18 protein-coding genes are annotated in these 21,477 nt (G+C 67.8%); 9 read left to right on the forward strand and 9 right to left on the reverse strand.

Going from position 1 to position 21,477, the window contains the following annotated elements:
* Window positions 1–855 (forward strand): ABC transporter permease, encoded by an 855-nt coding sequence (locus tag ABIC51_RS25535; RefSeq protein WP_060357823.1) that lies wholly within the window; start codon window positions 1–3, stop codon window positions 853–855.
* Complete coding sequence (locus tag ABIC51_RS25540) at window positions 852–1,688, forward strand: ABC transporter ATP-binding protein (protein WP_226129250.1); 837 nt, start codon at window positions 852–854, stop codon at window positions 1,686–1,688. The genes ABIC51_RS25535 and ABIC51_RS25540 overlap by 4 nt, the downstream gene beginning before the upstream one ends.
* Before the next feature lie 223 nt (window positions 1,689–1,911).
* On the opposite strand, the gene ABIC51_RS25545 is transcribed toward ABIC51_RS25540, so the two are convergent.
* From ABIC51_RS25545 to ABIC51_RS25560, 4 genes are all read right to left on the reverse strand, one after another.
* Entirely contained in the window at window positions 1,912–2,442 is a 531-nt protein-coding gene (locus tag ABIC51_RS25545) for an OsmC family protein (RefSeq protein ID WP_021160217.1), read from the reverse strand.
* A gap of 483 nt (window positions 2,443–2,925) precedes the next feature.
* Complete coding sequence (locus ABIC51_RS25550) at window positions 2,926–4,491, reverse strand: methyl-accepting chemotaxis protein (RefSeq protein WP_021160216.1); 1,566 nt, start codon at window positions 4,489–4,491, stop codon at window positions 2,926–2,928.
* A 301-nt stretch (window positions 4,492–4,792) separates the two neighbouring features.
* Window positions 4,793–5,203 (reverse strand): VOC family protein, encoded by a 411-nt coding sequence (locus ABIC51_RS25555; RefSeq protein WP_226129253.1) that lies wholly within the window; start codon window positions 5,201–5,203, stop codon window positions 4,793–4,795.
* Window positions 5,204–5,353: 150 nt separating this feature from the next.
* Window positions 5,354–5,896 carry a P-loop nucleotide/nucleoside kinase family protein gene (locus tag ABIC51_RS25560; protein ID WP_059693580.1) on the reverse strand — a complete coding sequence of 181 codons (543 nt, stop codon included), beginning with the start codon at window positions 5,894–5,896 and terminating at the stop codon, window positions 5,354–5,356.
* Between the two features lie 237 nt (window positions 5,897–6,133).
* Here ABIC51_RS25560 and ABIC51_RS25565 point away from each other — a divergent pair, with 237 nt between their 5' ends.
* Complete coding sequence (locus ABIC51_RS25565) at window positions 6,134–7,111, forward strand: PDZ domain-containing protein (protein WP_080981887.1); 978 nt, start codon at window positions 6,134–6,136, stop codon at window positions 7,109–7,111.
* Between the two features lie 65 nt (window positions 7,112–7,176).
* Here ABIC51_RS25565 and ABIC51_RS25570 read toward each other — a convergent pair whose 3' ends face one another.
* Window positions 7,177–7,878 carry a TetR/AcrR family transcriptional regulator gene (locus tag ABIC51_RS25570; RefSeq protein ID WP_354006677.1) on the reverse strand — a complete coding sequence of 234 codons (702 nt, stop codon included), beginning with the start codon at window positions 7,876–7,878 and terminating at the stop codon, window positions 7,177–7,179.
* Window positions 7,879–7,930: 52 nt separating this feature from the next.
* Here ABIC51_RS25570 and shc point away from each other — a divergent pair, with 52 nt between their 5' ends.
* Window positions 7,931–9,967, forward strand: coding sequence for a squalene--hopene cyclase (gene shc, locus ABIC51_RS25575; protein ID WP_226129255.1), 2,037 nt, complete (start codon window positions 7,931–7,933; stop codon window positions 9,965–9,967).
* Between the two features lie 22 nt (window positions 9,968–9,989).
* On the opposite strand, the gene ABIC51_RS25580 is transcribed toward shc, so the two are convergent.
* The gene (locus ABIC51_RS25580; RefSeq protein WP_226129257.1) at window positions 9,990–11,009 is read right to left on the reverse strand and encodes an aldo/keto reductase; all 1,020 of its coding nucleotides are present in this window, start codon (window positions 11,007–11,009) and stop codon (window positions 9,990–9,992) included.
* Window positions 11,010–11,110: 101 nt separating this feature from the next.
* On the opposite strand from ABIC51_RS25580, the gene ABIC51_RS25585 reads away from it, so the two are divergent.
* A complete protein-coding gene (locus ABIC51_RS25585) occupies window positions 11,111–12,022 on the forward strand; it encodes a LysR family transcriptional regulator (RefSeq protein ID WP_021160208.1) in 912 nt (303 codons plus the stop codon).
* Between the two features lie 183 nt (window positions 12,023–12,205).
* Here the strand turns inward: ABIC51_RS25585 and ABIC51_RS25590 are convergent, their stop codons facing one another.
* Window positions 12,206–12,622 (reverse strand): SRPBCC family protein, encoded by a 417-nt coding sequence (locus ABIC51_RS25590; RefSeq protein WP_124536860.1) that lies wholly within the window; start codon window positions 12,620–12,622, stop codon window positions 12,206–12,208.
* Between the two features lie 29 nt (window positions 12,623–12,651).
* Window positions 12,652–13,671: an aldo/keto reductase gene (locus ABIC51_RS25595; protein ID WP_027792097.1), complete on the reverse strand. Its 1,020-nt coding sequence runs from the start codon at window positions 13,669–13,671 to the stop codon at window positions 12,652–12,654.
* Window positions 13,672–13,992: 321 nt separating this feature from the next.
* Between ABIC51_RS25595 and ABIC51_RS25600 the strand changes: the two genes are divergently transcribed.
* The 4 genes from ABIC51_RS25600 to ABIC51_RS25615 all read left to right on the forward strand — a co-directional run bounded on the left by ABIC51_RS25600 (window position 13,993) and on the right by ABIC51_RS25615 (window position 20,411).
* Window positions 13,993–14,337, forward strand: coding sequence for a DUF4148 domain-containing protein (locus tag ABIC51_RS25600; RefSeq protein WP_226129261.1), 345 nt, complete (start codon window positions 13,993–13,995; stop codon window positions 14,335–14,337).
* Between the two features lie 295 nt (window positions 14,338–14,632).
* Window positions 14,633–15,832 carry an efflux RND transporter periplasmic adaptor subunit gene (locus ABIC51_RS25605; RefSeq protein WP_354006678.1) on the forward strand — a complete coding sequence of 400 codons (1,200 nt, stop codon included), beginning with the start codon at window positions 14,633–14,635 and terminating at the stop codon, window positions 15,830–15,832.
* Window positions 15,829–19,020, forward strand: a complete 3,192-nt coding sequence (locus tag ABIC51_RS25610; RefSeq protein WP_354006679.1) for an efflux RND transporter permease subunit — start codon at window positions 15,829–15,831, stop codon at window positions 19,018–19,020. The genes ABIC51_RS25605 and ABIC51_RS25610 overlap by 4 nt, the downstream gene beginning before the upstream one ends.
* On the forward strand, window positions 19,017–20,411 hold the full coding sequence (locus ABIC51_RS25615; RefSeq protein WP_175901279.1) for an efflux transporter outer membrane subunit: 1,395 nt from the start codon (window positions 19,017–19,019) through the stop codon (window positions 20,409–20,411). Before ABIC51_RS25610 ends, ABIC51_RS25615 begins: the two co-directional genes overlap by 4 nt.
* 122 nt (window positions 20,412–20,533) lie before the next feature.
* Here the strand turns inward: ABIC51_RS25615 and ABIC51_RS25620 are convergent, their stop codons facing one another.
* Window positions 20,534–21,436 (reverse strand): LysR substrate-binding domain-containing protein, encoded by a 903-nt coding sequence (locus ABIC51_RS25620; RefSeq protein WP_027792102.1) that lies wholly within the window; start codon window positions 21,434–21,436, stop codon window positions 20,534–20,536.
* Between the last annotated feature and the right edge of the window lie 41 nt (window positions 21,437–21,477).

Consider the following 21,477-nt stretch of genomic DNA (forward strand, 5'->3'; position numbering starts at 1 on the left):
ATGACGAACAGCGCTGCCCGCGACGACACGCTCGCGCCTCGCCGCCCCGCGTCGCCGCGCGCCGGCCGGCGCGATCCGCTTCGCCGGTGGCGGCTCGCGGGCCTCGCGCTGCCGTTCGCGGTGCTCGCGTTGCTGGAGGTCGTCGTGCGCCAGGGCTGGCTGCCGGCCCATCTCGTTCCGGCGCCGAGCGAGATTCTCGCCACGCTCGCCGGCATGGGCATCACGCGCGTGGCGCGCCACGTCGGCGCGAGTACGCTGCGGGTCGCGGCGGGTTTCGCGGCCGGCGCCGTACTCGCGCTCGCCGTCGGCGCGGCGATGGGCCTGAGCCGACGGATCGACGCGCTGCTCGAACCGACGTTCCAGGCGCTGCGCGCGATTCCGTCGCTCGCGTGGGTGCCGGTGCTGTTGCTGTGGCTCGGCATCGATGAAGCACCGAAAATCACGCTGATCGCCATCGGCGCATTCTTCCCCGTCCATCTCGCGGTGGTCGCCGGCATTCGCGACGTCGACCGCAAGCTCGTCGAGCTTGGCGCCGTGTACCGGCTCGGCCCGCTCGCGCTGTTCCGGCGAATCCTGCTGCCGGCCGCGCTGCCGCAAATCGTCACCGGCCTGCGTACCGGCCTCAGCCTCGCGTGGATGTTCATGGTCGCCGCGGAGCTGATCGCGGCCACGCGCGGCCTCGGCTTCCTGCTGAGCGACGGCCGCGAGACCGGGCGGCCCGATCTCGTGTTCGGCGCGATCCTGCTGCTGGCGTTGCTCGGCAAGCTGACCGACGGCGCGATGGCACGCATCGAGTCGCACTGGCTCGGCTGGCGCGACGCATTCGATCACGCGAAACGCAAGGTGTCGACATGAGCACGCGCGCTTCCGCACACACGGCAGCGGACGCGGCAACACCGCTGCTCGACCTGCGCATCACCCGCAAGTATTACGGCGACCGCACGATCCTCGCCGACGTCCCGCTGCAGGTCACGCGCGGCGAGATCGTCTGCGTGGTCGGCCCGAGCGGATGCGGGAAGAGCACGCTGCTGCGGATCGTCGCCGGCCTCGACACGGATTTCCGCGGCAGCGTGAAGCTGGGAGGCGTCGCGCTCGACGGCCCCTCCCCGCGCGTCGGCGTGATCTTCCAGGAGCCGCGACTGCTGCCGTGGTTATCGATCGCGGACAACGTCGGCTTTGCGGCCGGCCCGCGAGGCGGGCGCGCGCCGGCCGTCGCCCGGCTGCTCGACGAAGTCGGCCTTGCCGGCGTCGCCCGGCAACTGCCGGCCACGTTGTCGGGCGGAATGGCCCAGCGCGCCGCGATCGCGCGCGGGCTGTTCGGCGAACCGGATCTGCTGCTGCTCGACGAACCGTTCAGCGCGGTCGACGCGATGACCCGGATGCGGTTGCAGACGCTGCTGCTCGATGTCGTCGCGCGGCACCGGATGGCCGCGATCGTCGTCACGCACGATCTCGACGAAGCGCTGTACCTGGGTGATCGCGTGCTGATGCTCGCGCCCGACCCGGGCCGCATCGACGACGAGATCCATGTCGAGGCCGCACGACCGCGCGACCGCCGCGACCCGTCGCTGGCCGTGCTGCGCGCGCGGCTGCTGGACGCATTCCAGCATCTTCAGGATCGTGTCGATGGAGCGAAGCGTTTGACGCACGGCAACCCGCGTGAGGACTCCGGAATTCGCGCGGGCTGATTCCGGGCTGATTCATCACCGATTCGTCGCCGGCATCTCCCGACCCCGATCCGGCACACGTTCAACGCCAGGGCAACGCATCCGCAGTGTCACGCGCGTGCGGCGAGCGTCGCCGTCGTATCGGCGCCCCAACAGGGTGCGCGGGAGATCGAGCGTGCCCGCTCACGTCGCAGCCCCATGCAAGGCCGCGACGCGCCGGTGCACCGACGCACATCAACCGTGCTCAACCGTGCGTATGCCGCAATTCGCCGTCGATGGTCTGCGGCAGCGTCAACAGGTTGAAGATCGGGCACACGGCCTCGACCGCCTGATGCAGTGCACGAATCGTCTCCGGCGGTTCGGGCGACACGATATCGAGCGTGTAGCGGAGGTTGTGCGGGAACACCGGCACATGCTCGAAGCCCGGCTGCTGCGCGAGCGGATGCTGGTCGCCGGTCACCTCGACTTCGATCGAGTCGATCTTCAGGCCGCGCTCCGCGGCCTGGATCAGCGTGATGTGCGTCAGGCAACTGCCGAGCACGCCGAGTTGCAACTCAGGCGACGCCGGCCCGAGGTTGTAGCCGGCAAAATCGGGCGGACTGTCGCTGATCACCTGGAAATCGCGAATGCGGATCTCGCGCACGCCGCTGCGGCCCAGTGCACGCACGGTCGCTTTCAGCGGCGTCGCCTTGAATTCCGGATCGTTGCGCGCGGCATCCTTTTTCGCGAGCCAGGCGTCGCGCTTCTGTTCGAGATAGTCGTTCAGTGTCGTCATGGTCGGGCCGGTACGGTCGCAATCATCGGCCTCGCATGCGACGGCCGGTTGAGGGGAGTCGTCATGCTATTCCGATCCGCTTCGGCCGCTAAACGATCTTTCCAGCAAAGCAATTCGCGCCGCGCGATGTCACATTGCAACCTCCGCGTTCAGGAACGCGTCGGCAGTTATGCACCGTCCTCCGACTTATCCACAATTTCCGTGCATAACCCTGTGGAGAACCTGGCGGCAATCGCGCTGCCGCCCTTGCCGACAGGCGTCGCCGCGCCGCCGTCGCCGCGTCGCGGGCACGGAACGCGAACAGCGGCGCATCGGGTTCGACGCTCGCCCGGATCCGGTTCCTCATCGTGCCGGCGCATCGGTTGCGTCAATATCGGCGATCAGGATGTCCGCACCAGAAGTGTGCTGCTTCGACGACGTCCGCACCGTGTCGTGACGCGAGCGCGGCCCGACGATCCGGTACCCGCCGCCCGCCTCGAGACATCACGCGAGCGCGTCGTCACGCAGACGGAACTGCGCGACCGCCGCGCTCAGCCGCGCGCCTTGTTCGTCGAGCGACAGCGCCGCGGCCGCGGCCTCCTCGACCAGCGCGGCATTGCGCTGCATCGCCTGCTCCATCTGGATGACCGCGGCGTTCACCTGCTCGATGCCCGACGATTGCTCTTCGAACGCGTGGCTGGTGTCGCTCATGATCGTGTTGACGCGCTCGACCGCGGCGACGAGCTCGGCCATCGCCGAGCCGGCCAGGGCGACGAGACCGCTGCCGTCCTCGACGCGCTGCGCGGAATGGCCGATCAGCTCGCGGATTTCCTTCGCCGCCGACGCGCAGCGCTGCGCGAGCCCGCGCACTTCGGTCGCGACGACCGCGAAGCCGCGCCCTTGCTCGCCCGCGCGCGCGGCTTCGACGGCAGCGTTCAATGCAAGGATGTTGGTCTGGAACGCGATGCTTTCGATCACGCCGACGATCCCGGAGATCTTCGCGGAACTGTGCGAAATCGCCGACATCGTCTCGACGACGCGCTGCATCGCGTCGCCGCCGCGCGACGCGATGCCCGCCGCGCCCTCGACGTAGGTGCGGGCATCGCGCGCGTTGTCCGCGTTCTGGCGCACGGCCGCCGTCAGCTGCTCGACGCTCGCCGCCGCCTGCTGCAGCGAAACGGCCTGCTGCTCGGTGCGCGCCGACAGGTCGACGTTGCCGCTCGCGATCGTGCGGACGTCGCCGACGATCGTCTCCGTACTCGTGCGCACCTGGTTCACGGTGTCGACGAGGCCGTCCTGCATCCGCTTCAGCGCATGCAACAGATACGCCATCTCGTTCTCGCCGGGCACGACGACCGTGCCGGTCAGGTCGCCCTTCGAGATCTTTTCGAACTGGCCGACCGCGAGCCTGATCGGCTCGATGATCGCCTTCGCGAGCACGCGCTGCGCCACGAAACCGACGACGAGCGCAAGCACCGCGACCGCGACCATCCCCCACACGATCCGGTGGAAAAGGACACCGGCCGCCTCGTAGCGCGCCTTTTCACGCGCGACCTGGAACGATTCGAGCGCATCGATCGCCTCCTGGTACGCGGTGAACAGGGCCGGCGGCGCGGTGCGTTGCGTGTCGAGGAAGCCGAACGCGTCGTCGCCGTCGAGTTGCGCGAGCGCCTTCAGGAACACGCCGTCGAGCAGGGCACGACGGCGATTCTGCAGCGTGTCGAACAGCGCCTGTTCGTCGGCGCTGCGCGCGTGCAGGCGCGCGTAGGCATCCAGTTCGTCGTTGCTCTGCTTGAGGAGCGCGTGGACTTTCGCGACCTCTTCCTTCGCCGACCGGCCGGCGCTGATGACCTGCGCGACGTCGCTCATCCGTTCGCGCAGCACGAGCATGCGCTCGGAGCTGGTCTTCAGGTGCAACAGCGACGCGGTGTCGTCGCGGTACATCGCCTCGAGCGAACCGTTGCCCATATAGAGGGCCGCGATGCATGCGCCGACCACCAGCACGAGCAGCACGGTATAGCCCGCGATGGTCGCGACGAGACCACCACGGATAGTGAGTTGTTTTCGCATGACGTTCCCTTGCGCCGGCCGGGCGCGGCCAGCGGCGGATGTGGATTCCGGATCACGAAAGACGCGCGCCGTGTCGCAACACGCGGCGCATGGGCTGCGAACGGGTTAACGGCGGGTGGAACCGGGAGGTTTTATCCGCACGCGACGCGAATCTTGACGATTGCGACAAAGGAAGCAGAAAGGTGCACTCGACCCGTGCGCCAAGCAGTACCAACGATTGCGTGGGTCGCTTTCCACGAGCGTCGGGCGGAACACGAGGAACACGAGGCACGCGAATCGCTCGACGCGTCCCGACAGGTATCTAACCACCGCCGGCCAGCCGTGAACGGATCTCGTCAACCGAGAGATCGCGCTGATGCGTGGCGATCTGCCATGTATTTCCCCAGCGGTCTTTCACCATAGCCCGCCTGTCGCCATACGGCATGTCGGCCGGCGCTTCGAGCGAAATCGCGTGTGCCGCGAGCGCCCGCCGATAGGTCAGGTCGGCATCCTCGACATAGACATACAGAAACGCGGGCATCGGATCGCGCAGGCCGTCCTCGCCGCTGATCATCACGACGGAATCGCCGATCCGGATTTCCGCGGGCAACCCGGGTCGAAACGCGCCCTGGGCGTGAAATACCGATCGCATGAATTCGATCAGGTGTTCCGGATCCGGCACCACGATGCGGGGCGTGACGGTATGCCATCCGTCGGGCTGAAATCGGGCCATGTCGGGCAGCCTCCGAAGAGATTTCCGCGGGTATTCTCCTCCGGCTCCGGCGCGCTGCAAAGGGCACGCCGCCGCCGGCCGGAACGCCCTTGGTTCAATCGACGATGAGCGGTTTCGCGCCCGTCCGGGCGGACAATCGACGGGCCTCCTTTACGAACCCGGCCTGACGACGCCGGCTTCGTCATAAGCGACGATGTTCAACCCTTCCGTCGCCGCCGGCGCGACGAAGTACCGCGTCATCCTGTCGAACTCGGCGTCCGATGCCTGGAACGGATGGTCGCCTCGCGCGTTGCGTGCGCGCAGCCGCGCCTTGCAAACGGCATCGCTGACGTCGACGTAATGCAGCCGATGACCGCAGCCGGCGGCCTGCGAAACGGCGAGCCCCCATGCGCGCGCGGCGACGGTATTGAACGGCACATCCAGCACCACCGACACGCCGGCCTGCAGCACCGCGCGGGCCTGATCTGCAATCACGTTGCCGACGCGCCGTGCACACCGGACGTAGTCGTCGATCGACAGGATCTCGCCCGGATAAAGATGCGCGAGCCACGCGTCTTCGCTGATCGCAACGACCGGCCCGGCGCTCGCGAGCCGCGCGACGAGCGTCGATTTTCCGGAAGCGATCTTGCCGCATACCATGTGGAGCAACACGGCATCGTCCGATGCCGTCGCGTGAAGTGACTTCGTCTGCATTCCAGGTTCTCCGTCGAATGCCCGGAAAGCAAAAACCCGCCTTCCAGGCGGGTTGTGACGATATCCATTCAGTCGATCGCTACCCCGCCGGCAATATCGCGGCGCGAATAATCGAACGGATTGGCGAATGGGTCATGCGCGTCAGAATAACCAGCGGCCCGATTGCGGGCAAGCGAATCGGAAACGGCATACTTCAACCCGCAGGCTTAAAGCTGATACCCTTGCCGGAAAACAGATATGGAGTTCCGTGGCGGCCCGCGCCACCTCCATTCAGAAAACAGAAAACCAAAGAGAGGGCATTCCGAAATGAAACGTGGTTTTGTATTTGCCGGCCTGCTGGCAATGTCGTTATTCGCCGCGCAGGCGGCACGGGCGCAGGAAAAGGCCGCGCCGCCTGTTTATACGTGGCTGTCCGAGCGTTTCCCGGATTACACCCGCTACGATTCCCCGGTATTGACCATCAGCGATTCGGGTTTATCGGCCGACCAGGGCATCGTCGACGCGCAACTGACGCTGGTCCAGTCTCCGCAAGGCGTCGATTCCGTACTGGGGCTGGCCGTCGCCTTCCATACGAAGCAGAAGTGGAATTTCAATACCGTGCGCGACTACGGGAAATTCGGCACCCGCTACCGGCAGCCGGACCTCCCCGTCGTGATTCCGACGCTGAACGGCGGCGGCTACAACGACACCGGATACTGGAACACGGCAGCCGATGGCGGCAAGACCTGGCCCGTCAACGGCGGCGTCTTCATCCTGCTGGACCGCCTCAACCTGAAGACCTACGAGATCAGCGGGACCGACCTCGTGCTCAGCCTCTCGGACTACGACGCAACCGACAAGGTCTTCAGGATCCGGATTCCGGCCGCGTACCTGTCGCGCTTTCTCGCCAGCATTCCGAACGACCGCCGTCTGGTGCCGGAAGAGCTGAGGGGCCGCCCGATGGGCTTCGGCGTGCATTTCGTCGACCTCGACGAGCGGGTACAGTCGGGCATGAAGCTCCCCGGCGGCGCGCTGCAGATCCTCGGTGTGCTGCCCGGCACCGTCGCCGATCGCGCCGGCCTGAAGAACTACGATGTGCTGATCCGGTTCGGCGATCGCCCGCTCAAGACGATGGCCGACCTGGCCGACGCCGTGCATGCGACCGCCAAGGGCACCGTGGTGCCGCTGACCGTCTGGCGCGATGCCAGGGCGGTCACGCTGCAGGCGCAATTCTGAGCGCGCCGCCGGGCTGGTGCGCGAACGCGGCCTGACGCCGCGGCGCATGCATCACGCGTCACACGTCACGCGGCCCCGTCGTGCCCCTTCGGAAACGCGCCATGGCTCATCGCGTCGAGTTGCCGCTCGATCTCCGCGCGCAATTCGGCGGAGATCTCGACGCTGTCGAGCAACTGCGAAATCCATAGCCCGTCGGCAGCGAGCCGGCAGATCATCAGCGTCGCGGCCTGCTTGAGCGGCACCGGGTCGGGGCGCGTCCATTCCCGCATCGGCACCGACCATCGTTCGCGCGTGTCCTGGTCGGTAATCATCGACGCGACGAGCACGCGCAGCACGTCTGTACTCGCGACCGGCTGCGACTCGTCGAGCACCGCGTGCATGTAGGCCCGCGCCGCCGCACCGGCGCCGCCGGCATCCGCCGCCACCCGCTCGGCCATCTGCGCGGCGAACCGCCCGGTCGCCTGACCGAACAGCGCATCCAGCAGCCCCTGCTTGTTCGCGAAGTGATACTGCAACGCGCCCTTCGTCACGCCGGCGCGCTCGGCCACCGCATCGAGCGTCAATGCGGCCACGCCGTGATGTGTCGCGATTTCCGATGCGGCCGCCAGCAGCTGCGCGCGCACCTGGTCCGGTGCTTTTTTCCGACGCACGCCGGCGGTGGCGACGGCCGGCGCCGACGATGCTTCAGGCGCCCGCGCACCGGCCACGGCAGCCGGTTCGACAGGCTCGGCCACATCGTGCGGCGCGGGTTCGAGGTGCTTTTTCATGATGCGGATGTTAGCACCGGGCGTCTCGATATAAACATTCCGGCTGGATGGTATGATCCGCCGCATGACTCGATCCACCCCCTCCCCCTGGTCCGCGCTCGACACCGCCATCGCCCGTGGACGCGACGCCCTCGTGCGTCTCCAGCAGCCCGACGGCAGCTGGTGTTTCGAACTCGAATCCGACGCGACGATCACCGCGGAATACATCCTGATGATGCATTTCATGGACAAGATCGACGACCTCCGCCAGGAGCGGATGGCGCGCTACCTGCGCGCGAACCAGCGGCTCGACACGCACGGCGGCTGGGCACTGTACGTCGACGGCGATCCGGACGTGTCGTGCAGCGTGAAGGCGTACTTCGCGCTGAAGGCGGCCGGCGACAGCGAGCACGCGCCGCACATGGTCCGCGCGCGCGACGCGATCCTGAAGCTCGGCGGCGCGGCACGCTCGAACGTGTTCACGCGCATCCTGCTCGCGACGTTCGGCCAGGTGCCGTGGCGCGCGGCGCCGTTCATGCCGATCGAATTCGTGCTGTTCCCGAAGTGGGTGCCGATCTCGATGTACAAGGTCGCGTACTGGGCGCGCACGACGATGGTGCCGCTGCTCGTGCTGTGCTCGCTGAAGGCGCGCGCCCGCAATCCGCGCAACGTCTCGATCCGCGAGCTGTTCGTCACGCCGCCGGATGAGGAACGCCGGTACTTCCCGCCGGCGCGCGGCATGCGCAAGCTGTTCCTCGCGCTCGATCGCACGGTGCGTCATGTCGAGCCGCTGATGCCGAAGGGCCTGCGGCAGCGCGCGATCCGCCACGCCGAAGCGTGGTGCGCGGAGCGCATGAACGGCGAGGACGGGCTCGGCGGGATCTTCCCGCCGATCGTGTACAGCTACCAGATGATGCAGGTGCTCGGTTACCCGGACGATCATCCGCTGCGGCGCGATTGTGAGAACGCGCTGGAAAAGCTGCTGGTCACGCGGCCGGACGGCAGCATGTATTGCCAGCCGTGCCTGTCGCCGGTGTGGGATACCGCGTGGAGCACGATGGCGCTCGAGCAGGCGCGCGGCGTGGCGGTGCCGGAAGACGGCGAGCCGGACGACGCGCGGCGCGCACTCGATGCACGCATCGCGCGCGCGTACGACTGGCTGGCCGAACGCCAGGTGAACGACCTGCGCGGCGACTGGATCGAGAACGCGCCGGCCGACGTCCAGCCGGGCGGATGGGCGTTCCAGTACGCGAACCCGTACTACCCCGACATCGACGACACCGCGGTCGTCACCGCGATGCTCGATCGCCGCGGCCGCACGCATCGCAACGCGGACGGCACGAACCCGTATGCGCCGCGCGTCGCGCGCGCGCTCGACTGGATGCGCGGGCTGCAATCGCGCAACGGCGGCTTCGCGGCGTTCGACGCCGACTGCGACCGCATGTACCTGAACGCGATCCCGTTCGCCGATCACGGCGCCCTGCTCGATCCGCCGACCGAGGACGTGTCGGGCCGCGTGCTGCTGTGCTTCGGCGTGACGAAACGCGCGGACGACCGCGCGTCGCTCGCGCGCTGCATCGAATACGTGAAGCGCACGCAGCAGCCCGACGGCAGCTGGTGGGGCCGCTGGGGCACGAACTACATCTACGGTACGTGGAGCGTGCTGGCCGGCCTCGCGCTCGCCGGCGAGGACAAGTCGCAGCCGTATATCGCACGCGCGATCGAATGGCTGCGTTCAAGGCAGCATGCGGATGGCGGCTGGGGCGAGACGAACGACAGCTACATCGACCCGAAGCTGGGCGGCACCAATGGCGGCGAGAGCACGTCGAACTTCACCGCGTGGGCGCTGCTCGCGCAGATGGCGTTCGGCGACTGCGAATCCGATTCGGTGAAGCGCGGCATCGCGTATCTGCAGTCGGTGCAGCAGGAAGACGGTTTCTGGTGGCATCGTTCCCACAATGCGCCCGGCTTCCCGCGCATCTTCTACCTGAAGTATCACGGCTATACCGCGTACTTCCCGCTGTGGGCGCTCGCGCGTTACCGGCGGCTGGCGGGCGCGGCGGCGGCAGCGCCCGCAGCAGTCGATGCGGCCGACACGGCCGTCGCCTGAACGATCGCGCGCCGCCCGGCGCTCAGCGATCGATCGGCAGCGGCGCATCGGCCGCGACGAGCTGCTGCTCGCGCATCTCGCGCCAGAAATCGGCGGGGATATCGAACGTCAGTGCCGCTGAATCTTCCGCGATCCGCTCGGGCCGGCTCGCGCCCGGAATCACCGCGGCCGTCGCCGGATGCGCGAGCACGAACTGCAGCGCGGCCGCCTTGACCGGCACGTCGTAGCGCGCCGCGATCGCGCGAATGCGCTCGACCTTCGCGACGATGTCGGGCGGCGCCTTCCGGTATTCGAAGTGCGCGCCGCCGACGAGCACCCCAGAACTGTACGGGCCGCCGACGACGATCCCGACGTTGCGGGCCGCAGCCGCCGGCATCACGCGCTGCAGCGCGCGTGCGTGGTCGAGCAGCGTGTAGCGGCCGGCCAGCAGCATGCCGTCCGGTTGCGGTTCGGCCAGATCCAGCACCAGTTCGATCGGCTCGACGCGGTTCACGCCGAGGCCCCACGCACCGATCACGCCTTCTTCGCGCAGCTTGCCCAGCACGCGGAACGCGCCCTTGCGCGCGGCCTCGAACTGCGCGAGCCATTCGTCGCCATGGATGTCCTGCGCGATGTCGTGCACCCAGACGATGTCGAGGCGGTCGGTGCGCAGGCGCTTCAGGCTGTCCTCGATCGAGCGCAGCGTCGCGTCGGCCGAGTAGTCGCTCACCAGCCGGTTCGCGCGGCCATGCGCGAAGATCCCGCTCTTTTCGCCGTAGTCGCGCGTCTTCGCGTCTTCCATTTCGTCGAGCACGAGGCGGCCGACCTTCGTGCTGGTGACGTAGTCGTCACGGCGATGGCCGGCGAGCGCGTCGCCGAGGCGTGATTCGGCCAGGCCGGCGCCGTACGACGGCGCGGTATCGAAGTAGCGGATACCGCGCGCCCACGCGGCTTCGACGGTGGCGATCGCTTCATCGTCGGGAATGTCGCGGAACATGTTGCCGAGCGGCGCCGCGCCGAAACCGAGCCGGTTGTCGGCCGGCAGCGTGTCTTTGAGACTCATCAGTTGCTCCGGGTCTGACAGGAAAGTGAACCCAGTCTAGGTTGCACACATAAGTCTGTCCAAGACATAATTCGTCAAACTTGAGTCCCAGAAGGTCTTATATGCTCGACATCCGCCAGCTTCAGTATTTCATCGCGGTCGCGGAAGAGGAACACGTCGGCCGCGCGGCCGAACGCCTGCACATTTCGCAATCGCCGCTCAGCCGCCAGATCGCGCAGCTCGAGGAAAAGCTCGGGCTGACGCTGTTCGAACGCAGCCAGCAGCGCATTCGTCTGACGCGTGACGGCCGCACGTTCCTCAGTGAAACGCACGCGTTCCTGCGTCACGCGAACCGGCTCGAATCGCTCGCGCGCCGGCTCGGCCGCGGCGACGAAGGCGGCCTGTGCATCGGCTACCTCGAAACGGCCACGCACTCGGGCGTGCTGCCGCGCGCGCTGAAGACGCTGCGTGCCGATCGCCCGTCCGTTCACATCGCTCTGTATAACTATCAATCCGCCGCGCAGCTCGAAGGCTTGCGCGAACGCAGCCTCGACATCGCGCTCGTCACCGAGCCGCCTGCACCCGACGATCCCGAACTCGATTCGATGAGGGTGCTGAACGATCCGATGCTGCTCGCGATGCCCGACGGGCACCCGCTCGCGAAGAAGAAGACGCTCGTCGCCGACGATCTCGCCGCGCAGGCGTGGATCGGCGTGACGCAGCACGAAAGCGCGCCGCGTCACGGCGCGTTCGTCGCGGCGTGCGCGAAAGCCGGCTTTTCGCCGGACATTTCGGTGGAAGCGACCGAGCCGCTCGCGGCGCTCGGCCTCGTCGCCGCCGGGCTCGGCGTGACGATGATCCAGCAGAGCCTGCGTCACCAGGTGCCGGAAGGCGTCGTGCTGCGCGAGCTGCCGTGGTTCAGTTACCGCACGCCGCTGTGGGCCGCGTGGCACAAGGTCAACCTGCGGCCGCTGGTCGGCATCTTCCGCGAAATCCTGACCGGCGAAGAGGTCGTCGCGGTGGCCGGAAAGTGACGCCGCGGATGGCCGGGGGGCCTGTACATCGGTGCCGTCGCGCATGCGAAGCAAACATGGCAACGCCTTCGGCACGAGCCTGAACCCGCGACGAAGGCGCTGACGGAGCCCGATATCGCCGGGCTCCTGCTCACGCGATGCGATGCGATGCGATGCGATGCGATGCGTCGAGTCGCGCTGCCGTCAGGCCGCCGCGAACCGCTTCGCCAGTTCCGCGAGGCCGTCTTCGTAGATCCCGCGGAACAGCTTGACGGTGTCGTCGTCGGTCGCGCCGTGCGGCGTGAACGTGCCCGACCATTCGACAGTCGACGCGTTCGGGCCGTTTTCGCGCACGCGCAGCGTCGAGCGATAGTTCACGACCGGGAACGGCGCTTCGAGGATCGCGTACGTGTAGCTGCGTTGCGCTTCGTCGAACGCGACCAGCCGCTCGACGATCGCCTCGCCGGCCGGGTTCGCGAGACGCCGCACGCGCCCGCCTTCGCTCAGCTCGCTGGCCGGAATGTACGACAGCCAGTCGGGCAGCGACCCGAAGCCGCCGATCAGTTGCCAGACCGTCCCGGCCGAAGCCGGGAGTTCGATCCTTGCATTGGCCTGTGCCATGTCATCACCTTTCAGGATTGACGTCAGGATTAGCGATCGATCGGCAGTGGCGCGTTGGCCGCGATCAGACCTTGTTCACGCATTTCGCGCCAGAAGTCGGCCGGGATCACCACGTTCAGCGCTGCCTGGTCTTCCGCGATCCGCTCCGGGCGGCTCGCGCCCGGAATCACCGCGACGGTGGCCGGATGCGACATCGAGAACTGCAGCGCGGCGGCCTTGATCGGCACGTCGTAGCGCGTGGCGATCGCCTTGATCCGCTCGACCTTCGCGAGAATGTCCGGCGAAGCCTTCTGGTATTCGAAATGCGTGCCGCCCGCGAGCACGCCCGAGCTGTACGGGCCGCCGACGACGATCCCGACGTTCTGCGCGGCAGCCGCCGGCATCACGCGTTGCAGCGCGCGCTCGTGGTCGAGCAGCGTGTAGCGGCCGGCCAGCAGCATGCCGTCCGGTTGCGGTTCGGCGAGGTCCAGCACCAGTTCGATCGGCTCGACGCGGTTCACGCCGAGACCCCATGCCTTGATCACGCCTTCTTCGCGCAGCTTGCTCAGCACGCGGAACGCACCCTTGCGCGCGACTTCGAACTGCGCGAGCCATTCGTCGCCGTAGAAGTCCTGCGCGATGTCGTGCACCCAGACGATGTCGAGGCGGTCGGTGCGCAGGCGCTTCAGGCTGTCCTCGATCGAACGCAGCGTCGCGTCGGCCGTGTAGTCGTTGACGATGCGGTTCGGCCGGCCGTGTTCGAACAGGCCGCCCTTTTCGCCGAGATCACGCGCCGACACGTCTTCGATTTCGTCGAGGATCACGCGGCCAACCTTGGTGCTCAGGACATATTCGTCGCGTGGGTGGTTCGCCAGCGCATCGCCGAGGCGGATTTCCGCCAGGCCGGCGCCATAGAACGGAGCCGAATCGAAATAACGGATGCCGTGTTGCCATGCCGCTTCGACGGTGGCCGCGGCTTCCGCGTCGGGGATGTTGCGGAACATGTTGCCGAGCGGGGCCGTACCGAAACCAAGGATCTTGTTACCGGGCAGCTTGTCTTTGAGACTCATGATTTTCTCCAGGGAATGAGGGAAAGCGGGTTCAGTCTAGGTACGTCGGTTAAGTCTGTCCAAGACGGAATTCGACACACTTGAGTCCCCGGAGGTCTGAATGGCCGTTTCAAGGCCTGCCTCGATGCCCCGCCCCGATACCCCGTTCCGGCAGGACGCCCGACCGGCAAGGCTTTCGACCGAATCCGCACCCGATTCGTGATTCCAGATCAAAAATCATTTGGGCCGGCAGCCGTTTTTCCCGGGCGCCGCGATACCTATATTGGCTGCACTCGCAACGACATCGACGTGGTTGCGGTTCACTCGACCCGACAGGTATCCATGATGAAAACGCTGATTTCTTCCACGCTTGCCGCACTGATCCTTTCCGCACCGACGCTGTCGTTCGCGCAGCAGGCCGACCATCAACTGACCCGCGCCGAAGTAAAGGCCGAAATGGCGCGCCTCGCGGCCGTCGGCTACACCCCGGCGCTGGACCACAACCAGTATCCGGTCGCGATCCTCGCCGCCGAAAAGCGCGTGCGTGAAAACACCGTCGCACAAAACGCGCCGGGCACCGCACCGGCCGCCGCGACGTCCGGTTACGGCAGCGAAGCCCGCACCGCCGGCGAATCCGGCCGCGTGACGACGATCAACGGCCGCGACTCGATCTATCGCGGTCATTGAGCCGCGCCGACGCGCAAGAGAGCCCGCCTCCCGATACGCGCCCCCCTTCGTCCCGCCCTTCCGCATGGCCGGCCCGAATCGCCTGAACAGGCATTCGGGCCGCGTGTCGTCGCCGCATTTTTTCTCCCCCGCCCTGCCCCGCGAAACCCGCTCGCACATCGTCACCGCGTACGCCGATTCGTGACTGCGCAGTACAAGTTCTTATGCCGCTTCATCCGTTTATCCGCCGCGCGCCGCGCCGGATACTGCGCACCATCCGGCGCCAGGCGCCCCACTCGATATTTCGCACACACGTATGAATCGATATCCAGGATTGAAGCGCATCGCGCGACCGGCCGTGCTGGCCGCCATTCCACTGGCCGCGCTCGTCGCGTTGTCCGGCTGCCGGTCGGACGACAAGGCACCGGCCGCGACGCCGAGCGTGGTCGTCAGCGCGCCCGTCGCGCGCGACGTCAACGACGTCGACGTCTATACGGGCCGCTTCGAAGCGGTCGACACCGTCGACGTGCGCCCGCGCGTGAGCGGTTATCTCGACAAGGTCGCGTTCCAGGACGGCGCGACCGTCCGCAAGGGCGACCTGCTGTTCGTCATCGACCCGCGTCCGTATCAAGCGGCCGTCACGGCCGCGCAAGGCACGCTCGAACGCGCGCAGTCGCAACTGAAGCTGAGCCGGCAGGATTTCGAACGCGCCAGCATCCTGATCAGGACCGACACGATCGCGCAGAGCCTCTACGACCAGCGCAGGCAGGCCGTGCAAAGCGCGCAGGCCGAGGTGACGAGCGCGCAAGGTGCGCTCGAACGCGCGCGGCTCGACCTGTCGTTCACACGCATCGTCGCGCCGATGTCCGGCCGCATCAGCCGCAAGCGCGTCAGCGAGGGCAACCTCGTGAAAGGCGGCGACAGCGACGCGACCGTGCTGACGACGATCGTGTCGCAGGACCCGATCGACATCTACTTCGATGTCGACGAGGCAAGCTACCTGCGCTATACGCGCGAGGCGCAAAAAAGCGGCGGCAGCGCGTCGTCGCGGCAGGTCGCGATCGCGCTGCCGGGCGATGCGCAGCCGTCGCTGACGGGCACGATGGATTTCGTCGACAACCGCCTCGACGACTCGACCGGCACGTTGCGGCAACGCGCGCGCGTCGCGAATCCGGACCGGCGCCTGAGCCCCGGCCAGTTCGGCCGCGTCTATCTGTCGAGCCGCGTCGCGCATCACGCGCTGCTCGTGCCGGATGCGGCCGTCGCGACCGATGCGACGCGCCGCGTGCTGTATTTCGTCGACGCGAACGGCACCGTCGCGATTCGCCCCGTGACGCCCGGCCGCCTGTACGGCAACCTGCGCGAAATCGATGCGGGGCTGAACGCGGGCGACCGCGTGATCGTCGACGGCTTCCAGCGCGTGCAGGCCGGCGACAAGGTCAAGGCCGTGCCGCGCGCGATCGAAGCCGCCATGTTGGCCCGCGCGGCGAGCGGCACGACCGGGAGCGCGCAATGAACCTCGGCCGTCTGTCCGTCCAGCAACCGGTGCTCGCGATCGTCCTGTCCATCGTGCTGACCATCGCCGGTGCGCTGGCCTATTTCTCGCTCGCGGTGTCCGAGTATCCGGACATCGCGCCGCCGACCGTCGTGATCCAGGCGACCTATCCGGGCGCGTCCGCGGAAACGGTGTCGCAAACGGTGTCGACGCCGATCGAACTCGAAGTGAACGGCGTGGAAGACATGCTGTACATGTACAGCCAGGCGACGTCCGACGGCAGCCTGAACATCACCGTGACGTTCAAGCCCGGCACCGACGTCGACAAGGCGCAGGTGCTCGTGCAGAACCGCGTCGCGCTCGCGACGCCGCGCCTGCCCGAGCCCGTGCAGCGCAGCGGCGTATCGGTGCGCAAGTCGTCGCCGACGCAGCTCGGCACGATCTTCCTGTACTCGCCGGACCAGCGCTACGATCCGCTGTACGTGTCGAACTACGCGATCCGCAACGTCGCGGACGTGCTGAAGCGGATCGAAGGCGTCGGCGACATCAACCCGCTCGGCGCGCGCGAATACTCGATGCGCATCTGGCTCGATCCCGAGCGCGTCGCGTCGTTCGGCCTGAGCCCCGGCGACCTGATCGCCGCGGTGCGGGCGCAGAACACGCAGCTCGCGGGCGGCGTGGTCGCGCAGGCGCCGATCACGAACCAGGCGTTCCAGCCGAACCTGATCTTCGAAGGGCGGCTCAAGCGTCCCGAGGATTTCAGCGACATCGTCGTCAAGCAGGGCAAGGACGGGCGGCTCGTGCGGCTGAAGGATGTCGCGCGCGTCGAGGTCGGCGCACTCGCGTATGCGACCGACAGCTACATGCTGCGCCACCCGACGATCGCGTTGCAGGTGCTGCAGCAGCCCGGCGCGAACGCGGTCGCGACGATGGATGCGGTCGAGAAGAAGATGGCCGAACTGGCCAGGGACTTCCCGAAGGGCATCGTCTACAACATAGGCTACAACCCGACCGCCTTCATCGGCGACAGCATCCACGAACTCGTCAAGACCATCTACGAAGCCGTCGTGCTCGTCGTGTTCGTCGTGCTGCTGTTCCTGCAGGGCTGGCGGCCGTCGATCATCCCGATCCTGTCGATTCCGGTGTCGCTCGTCGGCACGTTCGCGGCGATGGCCGCGCTCGGCTACTCGATCAACAACCTGACGCTGTTCGGCCTCGTGCTCGCGGTGGGGATCGTCGTCGACAACGCGATCGTCGTGGTCGAGAACGTCGAGCGGCACCTGTCGGCCGGCGCCGGGCCGCGCGACGCGACGCTGCTGACGATGAAGGAAGTCGGCGGCGCGCTGTTCGCGATCACGCTCGTGCTGTGCGCGGTGTTCGTGCCGACCTCGTTCATTCCGGGCATCTCGGGCCAGTTCTTCCGCCAGTTCGGCGTGACGATCGCGATGTCGACCGCGATCTCGTTCTTCACGTCGGTGACGCTCGCGCCCGCACTCTCCGCGATGATGCTGAAAGCGCACGCCAGCGATCACGACGTGCCCGCTCCGGCATCGCGCATGGCCGCGCCGTTCGCGCCGTCGATGCGCGTCGCGCGGCGCTTCTCGAACGCGTTCAACCGCGTGTTCCAGCGCCTGTCCGATGCGTATGGCCGGCTCGTCAGGAAGGTCGTGCGGATCATCCCGGCGATGGGCGTGCTGTACGTGGTGCTGATCGCCGCGACCGGCTACCTGCTCGTGTCGAGCCCGAAGGGCTTCATTCCCGCGCAGGACCGCGGCTACCTCGTCGTGCTCGTGCGGATGCCCGACGGCGCGACGCTCGAACGCACGAGCGCCGTCGCACGCAAGATCGAGGACATCGCGCTGTCGGTGCCCGGTGTCGCACGCGTGCCGGTGTTCTCCGGCGTGAACGCGGCGACCGGCACGAACTCGGCGAACAGCGCCGGCCTGTTCCCGGTGTTCCAGCCCTGGCCCGAACGCAAGGCGCGCGGCCTGACGATCGACACGATTGCCGCCGAGATGCGCAAGCGGCTCGCGGCCGTCACCGAAGCGTCGATCGTCGTCGCGATGCCGCCGCCGGTGCAGGGCCTCGGCAGCACGGGCGGTTTCGCGATGCGGCTCGAAGACCGCAACGGCCTCGGCACCGCCGCGCTCGCGAAGGCGACGCAGGATCTGGTGGCGGCCGCGAACCGCACGCCCGGCATGGTCGGCGTCTATACGCCCTACTCCGCGACGAGCCCGCAGGTGCACGTCGAGCTCGACCGCGAGAAGGCCGAGATGCTCGGCGTGCCGAGCCAGGCCATCAACGACGCGGTCGAGACGTATTTCGGCTCGACCTACATCAACGACTTCAACATCGTCGGGCGCACCTATCGCGTGACCGCGCAGGCCGACCTGCCGTTCCGCGTCGGCGCTTCCGATCTCGCGCGGCTGAAGGTGCGCAACCGCGACGGCGAGATGGTGCCGATCGGCAGCGTCACGCGCATCGACGACACGCTCGGCGTCGATCGCGCGCCGCGCTACAACCTGTATCCGGCCACCGAGATCAACGGCGATACGGCACCGGGCCTCGGTTCCGGCTTCGCGATCAAGACGATGGAATCGCTCGCGAAACAGGTGCTGCCGCCCGGCATTTCGTTCGAATGGACCGATCTGTCGTATCAGCAGACCACGGCCGGCAACACGGGGCTGCTCGTGTTCCCGCTGTGCGTGCTGCTCGTCTACCTGGTGCTCGCCGCGCAGTACGGCAGCTGGAGCCTGCCCGTGTCGATCCTGCTGATCGTGCCGATGTGCCTGCTCGCCGCATCGCTCGGCGTGCGCGCGCTCGGCCAGGACGTGAACATCCTCACGCAGATCGGCTTCATCGTGCTGGTCGGGCTCGCCGCGAAGAACGCGATCCTGATCGTCGAGGTCGCGCGGCAGCTGGAGGCCGACGGCACCGAACTCGTCGAGGCCGTCGTCGAAGCCTGCGTGCAGCGGCTGCGCCCGATCGTGATGACGTCGCTCGCGTTCATCCTCGGCGTGCTGCCGCTCGTGATCTCCGACGGCGCCGGCGCGGAGATGCGCCAGGCGGTCGGCGCGGCCGTGTTCTTCGGGATGATCGGCGTGACGTTCTTCGGGCTGCTGTTTACGCCCGTGTTCTATGTGATGGTTCGCCGGCTCGCGTTGCGCAAGGCCGCTGTCGCGACCATCGCGACGGAGGTGGTGCAATGAAGTTCGTTCGACTCGTGGCCGCGCTGTCCGCGGCGACCGTCCTGACCGCGTGCACGAGCGCGCCGGTCGCCACCGTCACGCCGCCGCCGCTGGCCGCGACCTATGCGAACGCGGATCTCGCGGCCGGCGGCCCGGCCGCCGACACCGGCGCGTGGTGGCACGCTTTCCACGACCCGATCCTCGACGGGCTGGTCGACACGGCGCTCGCGAACAACCTCGACCTGCAGGCCGCAGTCGCACGCATCGACGCGGCGCGCGCGGTGCGGATCGGCGCGGCGTCGCAGTGGTTCCCTTCGGTCGACCTGAACGCGGGCGCCGGCCGCCAGCGGCTCTCCGCCTCGCAGGCATTCCCGACCGATACGCCGACGACCGGCAACGCGTTCGACCTGAATGCGAGCCTCGCGTGGGAAATCGACATCTTCGGGCGCATCCGCCAGGGCGTGTCGGCCGCCGACGCGGATATCGCGTCCGCGCAGAACGATGCGGCGGCGGTGCGGATCGCGACGATCGACGAAACCGTGCGCACCTACGTGACGGTGCGCGGGCTCGAGCAGCGGCTCGCGCTGGTCGAGGCCAACGCGTCGAGCCAGCGCAGCACCGAGGAATCGACGCGGCGCCTGTTCGACGCGGGCGTCGTGCCGGTGGCCGACGTGGACCGCGCCGCCGCGCAGACGGAAACCACGCTGGCCGAGCTGCCCGCGCTGCAACTTCAGCGGCAGGCCGCGATCCACCGGCTGTCGATCATCACCGCATCCACGCCGCAGGCCATCTACGCGCGCGTCGATCCGCCCGCGCCGGAACCGGTGTGGACGGCCGCCGCACCGGGCGTCGGCACGCCGGCCGACTTGCTGCGCCGCCGGCCCGACGTGCGCGCGGCCGAGGCGCGCGTCGTCGCCGCCTATGCACGGATCGGCGTGGCGGAGGCCGACCTGAAGCCGCACCTGCAACTGATCGGCGTGCTCGGTGCGGCGATCGACGGCTTCTCGGGCGCGACGCTCGCGCGGTCGCTCGCCTGGATGGCCGGCGCCGGCGCGAGCGCGCCGCTGTTCGACGGCGGGCGCCGGCGCAGCGTCGTCGCGTTGCGCCGCGCGCAGGCCGCGCAGGCGGTCGCCGCGTATCGCTCGACGGTGCTGACGGCCGTCGGCGACGTCGAGACGTCGATCGCCGCCACCGCCCGCGATCACAGCCGGACCGAGCGCCTCGAACGCGCGGTGTCGAACGCGCGCGGCGCTTATACGCAGATCAACCGGTCGTGGCGCAGCGGCGAATCGGCGTTCATCGATACGCTGGAGGTGCAGCGTTCGCTGCTCGCGGCCGAGGATTCGCTCGCGCAGGCGCGCACCGAGGAAATGCTCGGCCGGGTCAGGCTGATGACTGCGCTGGGGCAGTAGGCGCGCGGTTCAGGTGCGACCGCTGCCGCGCATCGGTCGATACGCAAAGGGCGGCGGGTTCGATGTGATTCGAACCCGCCGCCCTTTTGCATGTCGCTTGGCCAGCTGCGTGCGGCACCGGCTCAGTCGATGTCGCCGCCTTCCTTCAACTGCGCGCTCAAGTAGTCGAGAAAACTGACGATGCGCGACGACAACGTCGCATTGCGATAGAACACCGCGTGAATCGGCTGGCGGAACTCGACGGTATCGTCGACGAGCAGCTCGACGAGGCTGCCGTCGCGACGATGCGTGCCCGTCATGTAGTCGGCCAGGCACACGATGCCGGCGCCACTGAGCGCGAGCGTCAGCAGCGTCTCGCCGCTCGACGCCTGCAGCGCCGGATGAATCCGGTACACGCCGCCGTCGGCGGTGTGCAACGGCCAGTGGTTCAGCGTTTCCGGCTGCACGAAGCCGAGCAGCGCATGGTTCGCGAGATCGGCGACGCTCGTCGGCACGCCGGCTTTCTCCAGATAGGCCGGGCTCGCCAGGATGCGCAGCCGGCTGCTGCCGAGCCGGCGCGCATGCAGCGTCGAATCGCGCAGCTCGCCGATCCGGATCGCCACGTCGGTGCGCTGTTCGAGCAGGTCGATGATCTCGTCGCTCGTATGGAGTTCGGCCGTGATCGCCGGATAGGCTTCGCGGAAGCCGGGCATCATCGGCGCGATCACGTGCTGCATGAACGGCATCGCCGCGTTGATCCGCAAGCGCCCGGACGGCGTCTCGCGCTGGCTGACGATCTGTTCCTCGGCAAATTCGACCGACGCGATGATGTCGCGCGCGTAGTCGAGAAAGAGCTTGCCCTCGTCGGTCAATTCGAGGCGGCGCGTCGTGCGGCGGATCAGCGTCGTGTCGAGCTTCTCCTCGAGGCGCCGCAGGATCCGGCTCATTACCGAGGTCGGCTGATGCAGCTTGTCGGCCGCACCCGTCAGCGAACCGGTATCGGCGATGGTCACGAACGCGAGCATCTCGTCCAGGGTCGTCTTCATGGTCGGCAGTCTTCCGCAGTTTCGGAAACCGCCACGATAGT

It is taken from the genome of Burkholderia sp. 572 (assembly GCF_040545135.1).
Lineage (GTDB): Bacteria > Pseudomonadota > Gammaproteobacteria > Burkholderiales > Burkholderiaceae > Burkholderia > Burkholderia cepacia.

Coding starts and splice junctions, on each gene's coding strand:
- ABIC51_RS25535 (WP_060357823.1), top strand. CDS start 1: ATGACGAACAGCGCTGCCCGCGACGACACGCTCGCGCCTCGCCGCCCC.
- ABIC51_RS25540 (WP_226129250.1), top strand. CDS start 852: ATGAGCACGCGCGCTTCCGCACACACGGCAGCGGACGCGGCAACACCG.
- ABIC51_RS25545 (WP_021160217.1), bottom strand. CDS start 2,442: ATGACGACACTGAACGACTATCTCGAACAGAAGCGCGACGCCTGGCTC.
- ABIC51_RS25550 (WP_021160216.1), bottom strand. CDS start 4,491: ATGCGAAAACAACTCACTATCCGTGGTGGTCTCGTCGCGACCATCGCG.
- ABIC51_RS25555 (WP_226129253.1), bottom strand. CDS start 5,203: ATGGCCCGATTTCAGCCCGACGGATGGCATACCGTCACGCCCCGCATC.
- ABIC51_RS25560 (WP_059693580.1), bottom strand. CDS start 5,896: ATGCAGACGAAGTCACTTCACGCGACGGCATCGGACGATGCCGTGTTG.
- ABIC51_RS25565 (WP_080981887.1), top strand. CDS start 6,134: ATGGAGTTCCGTGGCGGCCCGCGCCACCTCCATTCAGAAAACAGAAAA.
- ABIC51_RS25570 (WP_354006677.1), bottom strand. CDS start 7,878: ATGAAAAAGCACCTCGAACCCGCGCCGCACGATGTGGCCGAGCCTGTC.
- shc (WP_226129255.1), top strand. CDS start 7,931: ATGATCCGCCGCATGACTCGATCCACCCCCTCCCCCTGGTCCGCGCTC.
- ABIC51_RS25580 (WP_226129257.1), bottom strand. CDS start 11,009: ATGAGTCTCAAAGACACGCTGCCGGCCGACAACCGGCTCGGTTTCGGC.
- ABIC51_RS25585 (WP_021160208.1), top strand. CDS start 11,111: ATGCTCGACATCCGCCAGCTTCAGTATTTCATCGCGGTCGCGGAAGAG.
- ABIC51_RS25590 (WP_124536860.1), bottom strand. CDS start 12,622: ATGGCACAGGCCAATGCAAGGATCGAACTCCCGGCTTCGGCCGGGACG.
- ABIC51_RS25595 (WP_027792097.1), bottom strand. CDS start 13,671: ATGAGTCTCAAAGACAAGCTGCCCGGTAACAAGATCCTTGGTTTCGGT.
- ABIC51_RS25600 (WP_226129261.1), top strand. CDS start 13,993: ATGATGAAAACGCTGATTTCTTCCACGCTTGCCGCACTGATCCTTTCC.
- ABIC51_RS25605 (WP_354006678.1), top strand. CDS start 14,633: ATGAATCGATATCCAGGATTGAAGCGCATCGCGCGACCGGCCGTGCTG.
- ABIC51_RS25610 (WP_354006679.1), top strand. CDS start 15,829: ATGAACCTCGGCCGTCTGTCCGTCCAGCAACCGGTGCTCGCGATCGTC.
- ABIC51_RS25615 (WP_175901279.1), top strand. CDS start 19,017: ATGAAGTTCGTTCGACTCGTGGCCGCGCTGTCCGCGGCGACCGTCCTG.
- ABIC51_RS25620 (WP_027792102.1), bottom strand. CDS start 21,436: ATGAAGACGACCCTGGACGAGATGCTCGCGTTCGTGACCATCGCCGAT.